6 protein-coding genes and 1 tRNA gene are annotated in these 15,917 nt (G+C 68.3%); 5 read left to right on the top strand and 2 right to left on the bottom strand.

Translation table 11 applies throughout. From position 1 onward, the window contains the following. Positions 1–8,644: hypothetical protein (locus tag OXU50_03890; protein ID MDD9869020.1), on the bottom strand; the 8,644-nt coding region annotated here is incomplete at its 3' end. Positions 8,645–8,858: 214 nt separating this feature from the next. On the opposite strand from OXU50_03890, the gene ribF reads away from it, so the two are divergent. From ribF to OXU50_03915, 5 genes are all read left to right on the top strand, one after another. After that, a complete protein-coding gene (ribF, locus tag OXU50_03895; protein MDD9869021.1) occupies positions 8,859–9,818 on the top strand; it encodes a bifunctional riboflavin kinase/FAD synthetase in 960 nt (319 codons plus the stop codon). Between the two features lie 90 nt (positions 9,819–9,908). After that, entirely contained in the window at positions 9,909–12,740 is a 2,832-nt protein-coding gene (gene ileS / locus OXU50_03900) for an isoleucine--tRNA ligase (protein ID MDD9869022.1), read from the top strand. A 171-nt stretch (positions 12,741–12,911) separates the two neighbouring features. Continuing rightward, positions 12,912–13,394: a signal peptidase II gene (gene lspA / locus OXU50_03905; protein ID MDD9869023.1), complete on the top strand. Its 483-nt coding sequence runs from the start codon at positions 12,912–12,914 to the stop codon at positions 13,392–13,394. Positions 13,395–13,507: 113 nt separating this feature from the next. After that, the gene (gene ispH, locus OXU50_03910; protein ID MDD9869024.1) at positions 13,508–14,455 is read left to right on the top strand and encodes a 4-hydroxy-3-methylbut-2-enyl diphosphate reductase; all 948 of its coding nucleotides are present in this window, start codon (positions 13,508–13,510) and stop codon (positions 14,453–14,455) included. Between the two features lie 35 nt (positions 14,456–14,490). Next, positions 14,491–14,566, top strand: a tRNA-Ala gene (locus OXU50_03915). A gap of 16 nt (positions 14,567–14,582) precedes the next feature. Here the strand turns inward: OXU50_03915 and OXU50_03920 are convergent. After that, a complete protein-coding gene (locus tag OXU50_03920; GenBank protein MDD9869025.1) occupies positions 14,583–15,893 on the bottom strand; it encodes a hypothetical protein in 1,311 nt (436 codons plus the stop codon). Positions 15,894–15,917 lie beyond the last annotated feature (24 nt).

Below are 15,917 nucleotides of genomic sequence, written 5' to 3' on the forward strand. Positions count from 1 at the left end.
CCAACTGGCGCTGGCCCACCGGAAACGCGGCGGGCCCGCCCGGGTAGGCGTTGTTCGGGAACACATTGTTGCCCACGCGGAAGCCCGCCGCCGGGCAGAAGTCCTCCGGTTCCGCCGGGTCGCGGCCCGCCACCCGGTTCGGCCTGATTTCCCAGTTCACCGTCACCGTTGTCGGATGGTCCAACCCGCTGGTGAGCCGCATCAGAACCAGGCGAAATTCGCCTTCGTCCGCGCTGATGGCGGCGGGGGTGAATTGCCGGTTCAGCACCGCGACATCCAGAACGCGCGGCGGATTGACGACGAGGGCCACCACATCGGAATCGGAACCGCCGGTAACGCTGTCGGTCACCGTCAGCCGGAAGTAGCGCGGCAGCGGCGCGGCGCCCTGGTGCGCCCGCAGCAGCACCGTCGGTCTCGCGGTGTCGGCGCCGGTCAGTCGCGTCAGCACGGCGGCGGGGGCGGTGCTGGCGATTGCCGGGGCATTGACATCGTCGGCGGCCACCTGCCGCCACGAATACTGCAAGCGCTCGCTGCGGCTGGCCGCGTCCACGCTGTCGCGGGCGGCGAGACTGCCGCTGCCGTCCAGCGTTACGACGATGCCCTCCAGCGGCGCATACAGCGTCTGGTCGGGGCCCGCGCTGGCGCGCGCGCCGGCGCCGCTGCGGTAGTTGACGACGACTTCATCAAACCCGGTGAGGCCCTGCCGGTCGGTCGCCGTCAGCCTCAGGGTGACGGCGCCGACGGTGCCGCGCTGGATATTGACGACGCTGATGACGGGATTGAGGACATTGTAGGCGGTCATCTCGTCGCCGAGAACCGCGTCGGTCGAGAAAACAACCGGCGGAAACGACGGGCTTTGGCTCCACTCCAGTTGCAGCGGGCTGCCGTCCGGGTCGCTGGCCGTGGCGCTGACAATCCGGAATTCCTCGTTCTCGTCAACCATGATGGCCTCGCCCGCCTCCACCACCGGCGGCTCGGTGTCGTTGACGAGAATAGTAAAGATGCGGCTGTCTCCGGTGGTGGGGGCGTAATCGTGGTTCAACCCGGGGCAGTTGCGACCGTCATCAGTCCACAATCCGTTGTGAGTCAGGCAAGAGATATGGCGGTCGTCTGAATGATGCGTAACAACGGTATAGCGGAGGTACAGCCTGGTGGGTTCGCTCACATCCGGCGCGCGGAACCACGCGTCCAGCCAAGTGGCCGGGTTGTCGTTGCGACCAAACACCCCTGACTGCGGGCCGGGCGGCTCAAGCGCCGGGCGCGGCGGCGGCGGCCCAAACGCGATGCGGTGCGGGTCATCATCGCGCAGCGGCAAGGCGAGGGCGGTGTTATTTCTGTCCACCTGCTGCCAGACACTCCTTTCAACCCTGTTGAACAGGATATCCCCCGTATAAGGCACGCGCACGCGAATCCGGGCGCCTTCGTTGACCCGGTAAGAACTCGGTATCCACCCGCCCTGCCGCCTGAAGTTACGGGAAACCCAGTACGCCCCGGGCGCGGTATGAGGCGTCAGTCTCACCGTCGCCTGCACCATGCTGCTCTGCTGTGTGAGAGTGTCGGTTACGGTGAAGCGGAAGTGCACCGGGGTCACAACATTGTAGTGCGGCGGCGTGAAACTCGCGATGGTGCTGGTGCTGTTCCTCAGTGTCAGCGCGAGGGGGTTGCCGCCGGACACCGCGGCGGCGGCGGGCGTGTTCGACACAATCTGCTCCCAGCGGTACACCAGGTCGGCTCTGCCGCCGGCGGCGTTGCGGCTGGCATCGGCGTTCAGGATGGCCACCCTCGGCCTGTCCGGGTTTTGCCAGAAGGATCCGGACTCCGCGTACGGGTTGAAGGTTCCGGGCACCGCGAACGGGCCGATGGTCGGCGGGCTGTTGTCGCGCACGGTAACGCTGATGGTGTCCGCGCCCACCAGCCCCTGGCTGTCGGTTGCCGCCAGTTCCAGCGTGAACGACTGCGTTCCCAATCTCGCCGAAATGTCGGGGAAGGTCACAACGGCGGTGCCCGTCGTCGCCTCAATGCCGACGCGCGGCGCCCGCGGGTTGTTCGGGTCGGGCACAATTTGCCGCCACGACCAGGTCAGGTTGGCGTCGCCGTCCGGGTCGGACGCGGCGCCGGTTACCGTCGCGCTCGTGCCCTCAATGGCGACGGCGATGTCGGCGGGCAGCGTCACCACCGGCGCCTCGGTGTCGTTGACGGTTACCAGCGCGGTGGCGCTGGCGGCGGCGTCCATATAGCCGGGGCGGCTCGCCATCGCGGTCAGCCGGAAGGTGTAGTCAGTGGGCGCGGCGACATCCGGCGCGACAAACGACGCGTTGGCGGTGTCGGCGCCGCTCAGTTGCACGGCGGCGCCGCCGGTCTGCGTCCAGCGGTACGCCACGGTGGAGGTTACAAACCGCATGTCCTGCACCGCCGCGCCTGCAAGGACCACGCGCCGCCCCTCGTTGACGGCCTGCGCCGGGATGGCGCCGACGCTGAGCGGCGGCAACGGGCGCCTGCGCACGGTGATGACCACCGTCGCCGAGGCGCTCTGCCGGCTGACGCTGGCAAGGTCGTCCACCGTCAGCCGGAAGTAAAACGCCAGTTCATCCGCGCCGAGGTCGGGCGCGACAAAGGTCGTTACGGCGGTGCCGGTGGAAGTCAGCACATAACCGAACTGGCCTTCGGGCAGCACCGGGTCGCGCGGGTCTTCCGAGAGCGCCTGCTGCCACAGGAACGACAGGCCGGCGGTGCTGTCGGTGGTCAGGGCCGAGCGGCTGTTGCCGGCGTCCAGCACCACCGTGTCGCCGACGAACACCGTGCGGTCAGGCCCCGGATTGGCGCGCGGCGGCGTGTTGTCGCGGACGCGCACGACAACCGAATCCGCCCCGGCGAGGCCGGCGGCATCGGTCGCAACCAGCGTCAGCGTGAAACTGCGGCTGATGCCGGAGCCGATGTCCGGCCACACAAACACCGAGGTGGCGGTGGTGGCGGCGGACGCGCCGTCGGTGACTGCATTGAAGACGGTCAGCGCGCGCGCGCTGCTGAGTTGCTGCGGGAGATTCCATGCAAGCGCCACCGCGCCGCCGTCCGGGTCGGCGGCGGTGGCGGTCAGCGTCGTGACTTCGCCTTCAATGACTTCAATGAAGTCGGCGGCCACATCCGCCGCCGGCGGCTGCACATCGTGAACCGTCACCTGCACCAGGTCGCTTGACGAGGTGCTCATGCCGCCGCGCGCGGCGGTGGCGGTGAAGCGGAAAACCAGCGTCGCCGACGCGGCGACATTCGGCGCGGTGAAACGGGCGCGGTCGGTGTCGGCGCCGCTCAACTGCACGGCGGCGGGGTCGGTGTCGGCGATGGCCGGGGCGCCGTCAAAGTCGCCGGACACCTGCGTCCAGCGGAAGGTCAGGAAATCGCTGGCGGTGTCGCCTGCGGCGCGCGTGCCGGTCGCCGCCAGCGTGATGGTTGCCGGAACCAGCATGCCGTCGTTGCCGACAACGCCCTCGGCGACGCTGCGGTCGGCGCCGGCGTCGGCGACGGGCGCCGGCGGCGGCGATGCCGCATCGCTGGAATTGATGACGCCGGCCTGCGAAGTCACCGCGCCCAGCCTGGTGCCCAGCCCCTGCGGGTTGCGGATGATGACATTCCAGGTCTCGGCGTTCTCATCAAGGGTGTCGTTGAATGTCGGCACGGCGACGACGACCTCGCGCGCGCCGTCCGGAATGGTCGCGGTGCCGGACGGAAAGGTTGTGCCGGCGGCGGTGCCGCCGAAGTCGGCCTCGGCGACGCTGGTGACGACGCCGGTGCCGGTAACAACCCACGCCACGCTGATGCGGTCGGCGGGAGCGGGCACATCCTCGGTGCGGCCAATGCGGACGGTGAAGGTCAGCGTCGCGCCCTCGTCCACCCGCGGCGCGGCGGCGACCGAAAAACTGCGGCCCACCGGCGCAATCAGCGCAATGGCGACGCTGTCGGTCGTCGCGCGCATCGTTACGGTGTCGGTCACCGTCAGTTCAAAGTACTGCGTCGTCGGCAGCAGCGGCGCGCTGAAGGTGGTTGCGGCGGCGTGCGGCGACGCCAGTTCGGCGCGGTCGGCTTGCGGCCCGCTGAACGCGCCGCCGTCCGCGTCCGTCTGCCGCCAGCCGTAGCGCAGTTGGCCGGTGTGGCCGCCGCCGCGCGCGTCACGGCTGCCGCCGCCGTCCAGCGTGATTTCCTCGCCGGTGATTTGCGTCTGGTCGTCGCCGGCGCGCGCCGTCGGCGCCGCGTCGCTGCGCACGACGACTTGCAGCGTGTCGGTCGCCGTCAGGCCGACGGAGTCGGTCACCGTCAGCGTCAGCGTCAGGCCGCCGGTGGTTCCCGCCGTGACGCCCGTCCAGGTGGCGACGGCGGCGGGGTCGGCGCTGTCGTCAAAAACAACGCCCGGCGGCCCGCTCCAGCGCGCGGTTACGGCGTCGCCGTCGGGGTCGGCGATGACGGCGGCGAGGGTTGAAGTCGTGTGCTCGACAACGGCGAGATCGGCGCCCGCCTGCGCCGACGGCGGCGCGGTGTCGCGCACATTCACGGCGTACACGGCGGCGGCGCTGGAAGAAAGATAATCGGCGGCGGCGGCGGTGGCGACAACGCGGAAATAAACGGCGGTCTGGCTGACCACCGACGGCGCCGTCCAGGCGACGCTGATGCCGCCGCCGGCGGCAACCGCGCCGGACGGGTTGTCAATCGGCGCGTGGTTCGGGTCGGCCCGGGCAACGGCGGTGTCGGTGGTGGCGTCGGCCACCTGCGTAACGGTGTATTGCAGCACCGCGTCCGGCGGCGTGCCGGGGGCGCGGCTGATGGTGGCGGTGAAGTTGGCGGGCGTGTTCTCGGCCACCGGCGCGGCGGCGCCGAAGGCGATGCCCGGAACCGGCAGCGGCGGCTTGTCGCGCAGCATGACGGCGGCGCTGGCCGCCTGGGGAATCCGGCTGACCGCGCCGCCGCCGGCGCCGACCGACACGCCGTGCAGCGTAACCGTCAGCGTCTCTGCGGTCTCGGCCTCGTCATCGTCGGTGATACGCAGGCGGATTTGCGCGCCCGGCGCGCCCGGCGGAATCAGCGTCGTTCCCGGCGGCAACCCCGGCAACGCGCTTTCGTCGGTGTAATCGCCCGCCGTAACGCCGGCAACAGTCCAGGTAACGGCGACAAAGCCTTGCGAGGGCGCGGTGGCGGGGGGGTTCGTGGGGGTGAGCATCAACACGGAAAACACCGCCGTGCGGCCTTCCGTTACCTGCCCGGCGGGGCCGATGATGGTGACAAAGAGCGGGTCGTTTTGCGGAATGCGGACAATCGCGCGCGCCGACGATGCGCGGATGACGACATTCTCGACGGCGCCGTACGACAAATCCACATCCTCGGCGCTGACGGGCCGCAAAAGGCCGGTAACGGGATCCAGTTCCAGGTCTTCAATCAGGTCCTCGTCCAGAAAGACGAGGTCAATGCCGTAAGCCTCTGCCGCCTCGTTCAGCGGGTCGTCCACAACGCCTGCCGGGCCGGGCGCGCGAATCGGGAAGTCCACGCGGCGCCGGTCGTGGCCGAACGCCCGGCCCAGCCGCGCAGCGGTGGCGGTTGTATAGTCGCCGGGGGCGGCGCTGCCCGCCACCGTGCCAACGCCCAGATAGAAGGGGTTGCGCTCGATGGGCGTGCTGTCCGGCGGGCTGATGATGACGGCGCTGATGGTGGCCGAACCGCCCTCGGCGATGTCAACGAACTGTTGCTCCCAGCCGATGACGACGGGGTCGTCATCCGTGATGGTGACGATGCTGAGGCCGGACTGAAAGGTGACATGCCGGTCCGCCACCGATGTTCGCAGGGCCTCGGGGCCGGTCGCCACCGTTGTGGTCGCCAGCCGCAGCACCAGCCGCTCGGTGTCCTCGGGCACCGCGTCTTCAATGGTGGCCAGATTGAAGCAGTGCTCCAGGTTGTTGCCGTTGTTCGCGTTGTTGAAGGGGCCGAGACGCAGCCCGGCCAGGCCGGCGCCGATGTCGCCGGCGGCGGCGAAGGTGCTTTCGTCGCCGCCGACGACACCCGGCTCGTCGGCGCCGAAAACGGGCGCCACCTCGACATAGACATTTCTGCCGGGCCTGAATTCGGCGGGCGGCGGCGACGACACCGACACGCACACCTGCGTGCTGGCGCCTTCAACCAGCGTGTAATCGCGGCGAAAACCGAGCGTCGTGCGGAAGTCGCTTTCGGCGATGACGACGGTGGAAGTAACCAGCCCGATGCGCCCCACGCGCGGCGTGCGGCTGACCTCGCCGGCGCGGACATTCGCAATGAAGCGATCCTCCAGCGTCAGCGAGATGGTCTCGCCCACCTCGGTCTCGTCGTCGTCAATGATGTTCAGGTCGTAAGTCTGGCTGGTCTGGAACGGCTCGAACACCGCCGTCAGACGACCGGTGGTGCTCAGCGCAACCTCGGTGTTGGTGCCGGCGATGGCGGTGCCGGAAAGACGCGCGAAGACAATCAGTTGGCCTTCCGACGGGCCGGTCAGCGACGCGACGACACTGACCGGGGTTCCCTGCGGGTTCGCGTCCTCGTCCACGACGGGGTATTGAAGCGGCGCGCCCGCGTGATCCAGGCCCATGAAATAGCGGATGGGGTCGCTCTGCGCCACGCTGACGACATGCCGGAGAGCGGACTCGGCATTGGCGGCATTCTGGACATTGCTCAACTCAATCGTCAGCGTCTCGGTGCTTTCGTTGAGGACATCGTCCACGACGCGGATGGGCAGCTGCACGCGGGTTCTGCCGGGCCTCAGCACCAGCGTGCCGCCGATGTAGTCTTCCCTGATCTCGACGGTGACGCCGTTGACGGCGATCTCGCCGGGGATGACTTCAAAGTCCTCCGGCTCCAGCGGATTGACGCCGGTCGGCAGAATCCGCCAGTTGGCGCTGATATTGCCGTCTTCAAAGATCGACGTTTCAGGCACCGACACGGTGAACGGCGCGATGGCGCCTTCCTCAAAGGCGCCGCCGTCGGGCAGCGGCGTGAAGACGCCGTCGCGGATGCTGGTGGTGCCGGTGACGGCGATTTCCACTTCGGCGGGCGGACGCACGATGACGGTGACCCAGTCCTGCGCCTGGCGCTCGGTGAAGATGTCGCGGGTGGTCAGGCGAAAGTGGTGCGTTGTCAGCGTCGTCGGCACATCAAGCGTCACCCTCACGCTGAAAGCGCGCCCGCCCGGAATCAGCGACCCGCCGCCGGCGACGGGCCGGTTGCTGGCGGCGCCGTCCACCTCCTCCCAGGTGTAGCGCAGCCGGTCGGTGAAACTGCCGCCGCGCGCATCGCGGCTGAGGCCGCCGTCCAGCGCGAACCGGTTCGGCGCGCTGTCGGTGGACGACACCGTCACCTGCTGGTCAAAGCCGGCGTGCGGGCGCGGCGGACTGGTGTCCTTGACGACAAACCGCACCTCGTGGAAATCGGACAATCTGACACTGTCCGTCACCGTCAGCCGCACCGTGTGCACCGCCCGCCCTCCCGGGGCGCGCACTTCCGGCATGACGAAACTGCTCCTCGCCGTCGTCGGCGACTGTATCGAGACACGGGCGCCGCCGACGGCGGCGGCCTGGCTCCATTGGTAGGTAACGGTGTCGCCGTCCGGGTCGGCGCCGATGCCGGTCAGCGCATGGCTTCTGCCCTCAAAGGTCTCAACTTCTTCCACGGTCACGCCGGGCCGCGACTCCACGCGCGCGGTCGGCGGCTCCACATCGTTGACCTCAATATAAGTCGTATAGACCTGCGAACTGATGTGGCCGACTTCCCGGTCCCTGACGCATCCGTCCGCCCTCAGCACCTCGAAGGTCAGCACGGTGCACCGGAAAACCAGCACTTCCTGCGACACCACATCCCGGCGCACCGTCTGGCACGCCTGCCACCGCGGGCCTTGCCCGCTCGGCACCGTTATCTGGAACGGGCCAGCCCAGACTTCGGTGTGCGACCGGGTGGCATTGATGAACACCGGGTCAAAGTGCGGCGCGTATTCAACGAAGCGCGCCTGCTCCAGCACGCCGGACAACTTGGTGGGGGGGCCATCGTCTCCGCTGTAGCCGAAGGTGCAGCAGGTGGAAATCGGCGTCAGGCTGGTGTTTCGCCACAGGCCCTGCGATTCGGAGGTCTGCTCCACATCCGGGCAGTGCTCGGCGGGATCCACGCACATGGCAATGGCCTCCTGCGTGCATGCGGCGGTCGGCGCACTGTAGGTCGAGAACACCGGCATGCCGTTCACCAGAATGCCGTCGGCGTTGAGCCTGCCTTCGTTCGCGCGATAGACCCTTCTGAAGTCCGTCAGGGCATGGGTTGAAGAAGACGAGAGGATTCCCCGGTCAATGGCAATCAAACCCTCGTACGAGCCGAGGTCGGTCCCGTCGGGGGCAATGATGTGCTCTATATCGCAACTCCCGTCCACGAATCTGCTAACACACCGCCGGGTGTATCCCTGCGGCAAGACATCCTCGCCAAGAAAATTATGCGGGTATATTCCGGGCCTGCGAACAGGGTCGGCTATTATTTCAAGATTCGGATCGCCGCTGAATTTGTCCAGGCGAACCTGGGCCGGCAGAATATGATCGGCCCCGGCCTCCCCCGGCAGCCACGCCGCCGGCGACGCCAGCAGGACGGCCAGCAGGTGCGGCACGCAACAGCCGCCGGCAAGCCGCGACACCCAACTTTTTCTTGCGGCGTGTCCGCGCCGTGTTGCAGGCGCGGGGCGCACGCCGCTGGCAAACCGCGGCGCCCGACTTTTCCTCTCCCCGGACATGCGCGGATTATACAGCGAAAACGGCCACCCCCCCCCCGCACAAGCGCGATTGACAAAGGTTTCTGAACGGCGGCGCCTGTATAATCGGCGCATGGAGTGCTTCCACGGAGAACGCGGCCTGGCGCGCGCGGGCGGCCCCTGCGTCGCCACCGTCGGCGGATTTGACGCGCTGCATCCGGGCCATCAGGCCGTCATCGGGCGGCTGCGGCGGATGGCGGCGGCGCGCGGCCTGCCGTCGGTCGTTGTGTTGTTCGAGCCGCTGCCGCCGGAGTTTTTCGCCGCGCCGCCGCCGCCGCGCCTGTACCGCCTGCGCGAACGCGCGGCGCACTTGGCCGGCCTCGGCGTGGAACGCCTCGTGTGCCTGCGGTTTTCGCGCGCCATCGCCGACATGGAGGCCGCCGTTTTCATCGAGCGGTTTCTGGTGCGGGGCCTCGCCGTCAGCGGGCTGGTCGTCGGCCACGATTTTCGTTTCGGCAAAAACCGCGAAGGCGATTTCGCCATGCTGCGCGAAGCCGGCGCGCGCCACGGCTTTGACGCCGAACAGGTCGCCGCGGTTTCCGGCGACGGCGCGCGCATCAGCAGCACGCGCATCCGCGAGACGCTGCTGGCCGGCGACATCGCCGCCGCCAACCGCCTGCTGGGGCGGCCTTACAGCGTTGCCGGGCGCATCGTCGCCGGGCGCGGTTTGGGCGCGCAACTCGGCTTTCCGACCGCCAACATCGCCTGCGGGCCGCGCCGGCCACCGCTGGCCGGTGTGTTCGCCGTTGAGGTCGCCGGCGGCGGCGACACGCGCCGCGGCGTCGCCAACGCCGGCTTTCGCCCGACGCTCAATGACGCCGGGCTGCGCCGGTGGCAACTGGAGGCGCACCTGCTTGATTTCAGCGGCGACCTCTACGGGCGGCGCCTGGAGGTGCGCCCGCTTTTCCGGATACGCGACGAGAAAAAATTCTCGTCGGTCGAGGAACTGAAAGAGAACATCGCCAACGACATCGTGGCCGCGCGCCGCTGGTTTGACGACGGCGCGCGCCGCCGCGCCGCCGCGCGCGCCTGAAGCCGCACCGGTGGCGCGCATGGCGAACGACTGCAAGAACACGCTGAACCGGCGTTCCGCAAACCGGGGGAGCGCGGCGCACGGCGCATCATGGCGAACGACTACAAAGACACGCTGAACCTGCCGCAAACGGCGTTTCCGATGCGCGCCAACCTGGCGCGGCGCGAGCCGGAGATGCTGGCGCGCTGGGAGGCCGCCGGCCTCTACCGGCGCGTGCGCGAGGCGCGCAAGGGGCGCGACCGGTTCATCCTGCACGACGGCCCGCCCTACGCCAACGGCGACATTCACATCGGCCACGCCGTCAACAAGATATTGAAAGACATCATCGTCAAGAGCAAACTGCTGGAAGGCTTTGACGCGCCGTTTGTGCCGGGCTGGGATTGCCACGGCTTGCCGATTGAACAGCGCGTCGAGAAGGAACTCGGCAAGCCCGCCGACGCTGCGGGCGCGGCGCGCTTTCGCAAACGATGCCGCGACTACGCCGGCGAACAGATGCAGCGGCAGCGGCGCGATTTCATCCGCCTCGGCGTGCTCGGCGACTGGCAGAACCCCTATCTCAGCATGGACTTCCGCTGCGAGGCCGACATCCTGAGGACATTGGGCGCGCTGATGCACAAAGGCTACCTGCGCCGCGGTGAAAAGCCGGTGTACTGGTGCCTTGAATGCGCGTCGGCGCTGGCCGAGGCCGAAGTGGAATACCGCGACAAGACCTCGCGCGCGGTGGACGCGCTGTTCGTCATCAACGACGCCGCCGACTTCCAACGCCGCACCGGCGCCGATGCCGGCGACGGCGGCGGCGTCGCCATCTGGACGACGACGCCGTGGACACTGCCCGCCAACCAGGCCGTCGCACTGCACCCGGAACTGGATTATGTGCTGCTGGACGGCGTGCTTGAAGGCGGGCCGGATGGCGGCGATGGCGGCGGCAAACGCATCGGCGTTGTTGTCGCCGAAAGCCTTGCCGAGGCGTGCGCCGCGCGCTACGGCATGGCGGCGACGGTGATGGCGCGCTTCAAGGGCGCCGCGCTGGACGGTCTGCGGCTGCGCCATCCGCTCGACGGGCGCGAGGTGGCGGTGGTGCCCGGCGGCCATGTAACGACCGACGCCGGCACCGGCGCCGTGCACATCGCACCGGCGCACGGCGCCGACGACCATCACCTGGGCCTGCGCCATCAACTGCCGGCGACGACGCCGGTCGGCGGCGACGGCCTGTTCAATCAAACGGCGGGCGAACTGGCCGGCAAGCACATCCGCAAGGCCGACGACGACATCGCCGCCGCGCTGAAACGGCGCGGCACGCTGCTGCACGCCGAAGACCACCGCCACAGTTACCCGCACTGCTGGCGCCACAAGACGCCGGTGATTTCGCGCGCGACGCCGCAGTGGTTTATCGGCATGGAACACGAAGACCTGCTGCAACGCTCGCTGGCGGCGTGCGCCGGTGTGCGCTGGACGCCGGCGTGGGGCCGCGCGCGCATGGAGGGCATGCTGGAGGCGCGCCCCGACTGGTGCGTGTCGCGCCAGCGCCACTGGGGCGTGCCGATTGCGCTGTTCACCGCCGGCAAGGACGGCGCGCCGCATCCGCGCACGCACGAACTGATCGAGCAGGTCGCGCGCCTTGTCGAGAAGGACGGCGTTGAGGCGTGGTTTGAACTCAACGCGCGCGACCTGCTGGGCGACGAGGCGCGCGACTACGACAAGGTGACCGACACGCTCGATGTGTGGTTTGACTCCGGCGTCACCCACGCCTGTGTGCTCGACCGCCGCGACGAACTGGCAAGCCCCGCCGACCTCTACCTGGAAGGCTCCGACCAGCACCGCGGCTGGTTTCAGTCGTCGCTGCTGACCTCGGTGGCGTGCCGCGGGCGGGCGCCGTACAAGGGCGTGCTGACGCACGGCTTCACGGTGGACGCGCGCGGGCAGAAGATGTCGAAGTCGCGGGGCAATGTCGTCGCGCCGCAGAAGGTCATCGAGCGTTTCGGCGCCGATGTGCTGCGGCTGTGGGTCGCGGCGACCGACTTCAGCGGCGAGATGGCGATTTCCGACGAGATACTGAAACGCACCACCGACGCCTACCGCCGCATCCGCAACACCGCGCGCTTTCTGCTCGCCAACCTGCACGGCTTCAATCCGGCGCAACACGCCGTGGCGCCGGCGCAAATGCTGGCGCTGGACCGCTGGGCGGTGGCGGCGGCGGCGGCCCTGCAGCGCGACATCCGCGGCGACTACGGCGATTATGTGTTCCACCGCATCGTGCACCGGATACACAACTTCTGCACCACCGCGATGGGCGGCTTTTACCTGGACATCATCAAGGACCGCCTCTACACCACCGCCGCCGACGGCGTGCCGCGGCGCTCGGCGCAGACGGCGATGCACCACATCGCGCTGGCGCTGGCGCGGTGGATTGCGCCGGTGCTGAGTTTCACCGCCGACGAGATACACCGGGCGCTGCCGGGCGAGACACGCGAGTCGGTTTTTCTGTGCGAGTGGCACACCGGGCTGTTTGATCTCGGCGACGGCGACGCGCTGACGATGGACGAGTGGCGGCGCATCATCGGCATTCGCGGCGCCGTCGCCGGCGAACTGGAGCGGTTGCGGCGCGACGACAGAATCGGTTCGTCGCTGGACGCCGGCGTCGAGATTTTCTGCGACGGCGACGACCGCCGCCTGCTCGAGGCGCTGGGCGGCGAACTGCGGTTTGTGATGATTACATCGCAGGCCGCCGTGCGCCCGCTGGCCGACGCCGGTGAAGACGCCGTCGCCATCAGCGACGAGATGAAACTGCGCGTCGTCAACAGCGGCGGCATGAAGTGCCAACGCTGCTGGCACCACCGCGACGAACTCGCCGACGGACGCGACCTGTGCGACCGCTGCGTAACCAATGTCAGCGGCGACGGCGAGGTGCGGCTGTATGCGTAACCGGGCGGCAGCGACGGCGGGCAACGGGCGTGATGGGCCGGAGTCTGCGGCGGGCGGCTTCGCGGAGCGGCGCTGTGCGTAACTGGTTGAAGCCTGCGGCAAGCGGTTTTGCGGGCGGCATCATGCGTAACTGGCCGGAGTCTGCAACCGGCGGCTTCGCGGAGCGGCGCTGTGCGTAACTGGCTGGGGTTGTCGCTGGCGGCGGTTGTCGTTGACCAGGCGACGAAGTTTGCCGCCGTACACTGGCTGGCGCTGCACGCGCCGCAGCCGCTGCTGCCGTCGTTCAACCTGACGCTGGTCTATAACAGCGGCGCCGCTTTCAGCCTGCTGAGCGACGCCGGCGGCTGGCAGCGCTGGTTTTTCATCGGCGCGGCGGTCGCGGTGTCGGCGCTGCTGTGGTCGTGGCTGGCGCGGCTCGGCCCCGGCGACAAAACCGCCGCCGCCGGCCTGTCGCTGATTCTGGGCGGCGCCGTCGGCAACGCGATAGACCGCTTGTTCCGCGGCCATGTCGTGGACTTTCTCGATTTGTATTACGGCCTGTACCACTGGCCCGCGTTCAATGTCGCCGACGCCTGCATCACCGCCGGCGCGCTGCTCATCGTCGCCGTCGCCGTCGCCGGCAAAGAGGAAAAGGATGGAAGCGCCGCCGGCTGATTCGCGCGCGCCGTTGCGCGGGGAATGCAAGAGCGGCCTTTGGCGGCCCGGCGGCGCTGTGCCCGCCGGCGCTTGCCTGCGCGGGGAATGCAAGAGCGGTCTTGGGGGGAACGATGGAAGTACTGCTGGCTAATCCGCGCGGCTTCTGCGCCGGCGTGGACCGCGCGATTGAGATTGTCGAGCGTGCGCTGGAAACCCTCGGGCCGCCGATTTATGTTCGCCACGAGGTTGTGCACAACCGCTTTGTCGTTGAGACGCTGCGCGGCAAGGGCGCGGTTTTTGTCGAGGAACTGAAAGATGTTCCCGACGGCGCCGTCGTCATTTTCAGCGCCCACGGCGTGTCGCGCGCGGTGCGCGAAGAGGCGCGGCAACGGCGGCTGAAAGTGCTCGACGCGACCTGCCCGCTGGTTACCAAGGTGCACCTTGAAGTTGTGCGCAACAGCCGCGAAGGGCTGGAAACAATACTCGTCGGCCACCGCGGCCACCCGGAAGTGGCGGGCACAATGGGGCAGTGTGATGAGGGCGGCGGCACAATCCACCTCGTCGAGACGGTCGCCGATGCACGCGCGGTGCGCGTGCGCGACCCGGCGCGGCTGGCCTTTGTTACCCAGACGACGCTGTCGGTGGACGACACCGCCGACATCGTCGCGGTGCTGGAGAGGCGCTTTCCGGGCATCCGCCGCCCGCGCAAGGACGACATCTGCTACGCCACGCAGAACCGCCAGAACGCCGTCAAGCAACTGGTCGGCACATGCGACCTGATACTGATTGTCGGCTCGCGCAACAGTTCCAATTCCAACCGCCTGCTGGAAATCGCGCTGAAACGCGGCGTCGAGGCGCACCTGATAGACGGCGCCGCCGAAATCAAGCGGCGCTGGCTCGACGGCAAACGCCGCATCGGCCTGTCGGCGGGCGCGTCGGCGCCGGAAACGCTGGTGCAGGCCGTCGTCGCCGAACTGCAAAGCCGCGGCGCCCACCGCATCGGCGAGGTCGCCGGCATCGAGGAAACCGTGACCTTCCCGCTGCCGAAGGAACTGCGCCCCGGCGGCGATTTGGCTTGACGGGCGCGAGGCCGTACAATGGCGGGCGTCGCACCGGGGCCGTAGCTCAGTTGGGAGAGCGCGACATTCGCATTGTCGAGGTCAGGGGTTCAAATCCCCTCGGCTCCACCACGACACCGGCGCGCCGTCAGCGGCCGATGCCGTGTTTCTCCAGTATCGGCGGCATTTCGGTGTCGGCCTCGTGGACGGCCGGGTCGAAGGCGACGGGGACGCGGGCGGGCGATTCTCCCTCCTTCCAGTCGCTGAACAGTCCCTGGTAATGCAGGTAATACAGGTCGCGCTCGGCGCACTCTTCCCACAGATAATAGCCGGGCAGCCGGATTTGCATTTTGCGAAAGCAGTGGGACGGCATCCAGACTCCGCAGCGCCAATGCAGCCATTCCCATATCCTGCGCAACTTCTCGACAACCAGCCCGGCTTTCGGCATTTGCGGGCGGCAGAGGTGCACGCCGACATAGCGGGTTCCCTCGTGCCTGAAGACGGGTTTCGGGCGCATCACGGCATCCGGATGAACATCCGCCGGTGATTTGTAGCGAACATTGTAATCGGAGACGCGGGCGAGACGGCCGGTGTCGAGCCTGATGTACGGCGCCCAGACCTCGGGCACCAGCAGCGCCGAAACCGCGCCGGTCAGGCGCTTCTTCAGATAATCCCGCAGCGGCAGCGATGTGCGGTTGACGAGGTATTCATCCACATCAAAACTCAGATAATACGCCGAACGGTCGCCGAAAATGCGCGGGCAGTGGTTCAACGAACCGTGCTGGCAGGGCTGGTTGAGGTGGTCGCCGTAGGGGAACGGCCAGTCAACCAGAACCGTTTCCAGGCCGGCGTCGAGCGCGGCCAGATGCCCCGGCAAATCGGCGGCGTCGGCGGAACCGTTGTCGTAGATGACGACGCGCTCGACCCCGTGCACGCGGTGGTGGTAAAGGCACCAGTCGCGTATCCACTCCGGCGGGTTGTCTTTTTGCAGCGTGTACAGCGTCAGCGTGACCGGCGGCAGCGCCGCCAGCGGGTTCGGCGGCACCACCGCGCGCTGTTCAAACGACTTCCACCGGAACACCAGTTCCAGCGGTTCGTCCGCAGCCGGCAGGCTTTCATCGGCGAAGATTTCAAGGATGTGCAGTTCTTCCGGATAATGCAGCGCAAGTTTGCGGTTGCGCAGTTTGTTGCAGCGGTAGCGCAGTCGCCGCCCGCGGCATTCAATCCGCAGCGGCAGGACATCGGCGGCGAGGTTGCGCAACTCCGGGCCGAGGGCGATGATTTTGCGGCGGTCGTGGCTGCGAAACACATCGTAGAACAGCGTGTCCAGGTCAAACGACGGATGGTGCGGCTTGATGTTTTCCGAAAACCGCGCGACCTCGCGCTCCAGCCCGAGATGCGCGGGCAGTTTCAGCGGGCGCGGGCGGTAGAGAACAGGGCCGGGGGCGGAATCAGACATGGACTGGCGGGAAGTTGCGCGGAA

It is taken from the genome of Gammaproteobacteria bacterium (assembly GCA_028817225.1).
Taxonomy (GTDB): Bacteria; Pseudomonadota; Gammaproteobacteria; order Poriferisulfidales; family Oxydemutatoraceae; genus Oxydemutator.

Excerpts from the sequence above, each read along its gene's own strand:
- ribF (MDD9869021.1), top strand. The coding sequence starts at position 8,859 with ATGGAGTGCTTCCACGGAGAACGCGGCCTGGCGCGCGCGGGCGGCCCC.
- OXU50_03920 (MDD9869025.1), bottom strand. The coding sequence starts at position 15,893 with ATGTCTGATTCCGCCCCCGGCCCTGTTCTCTACCGCCCGCGCCCGCTG.
- ispH (MDD9869024.1), top strand. The coding sequence starts at position 13,508 with ATGGAAGTACTGCTGGCTAATCCGCGCGGCTTCTGCGCCGGCGTGGAC.
- ileS (MDD9869022.1), top strand. The coding sequence starts at position 9,909 with ATGGCGAACGACTACAAAGACACGCTGAACCTGCCGCAAACGGCGTTT.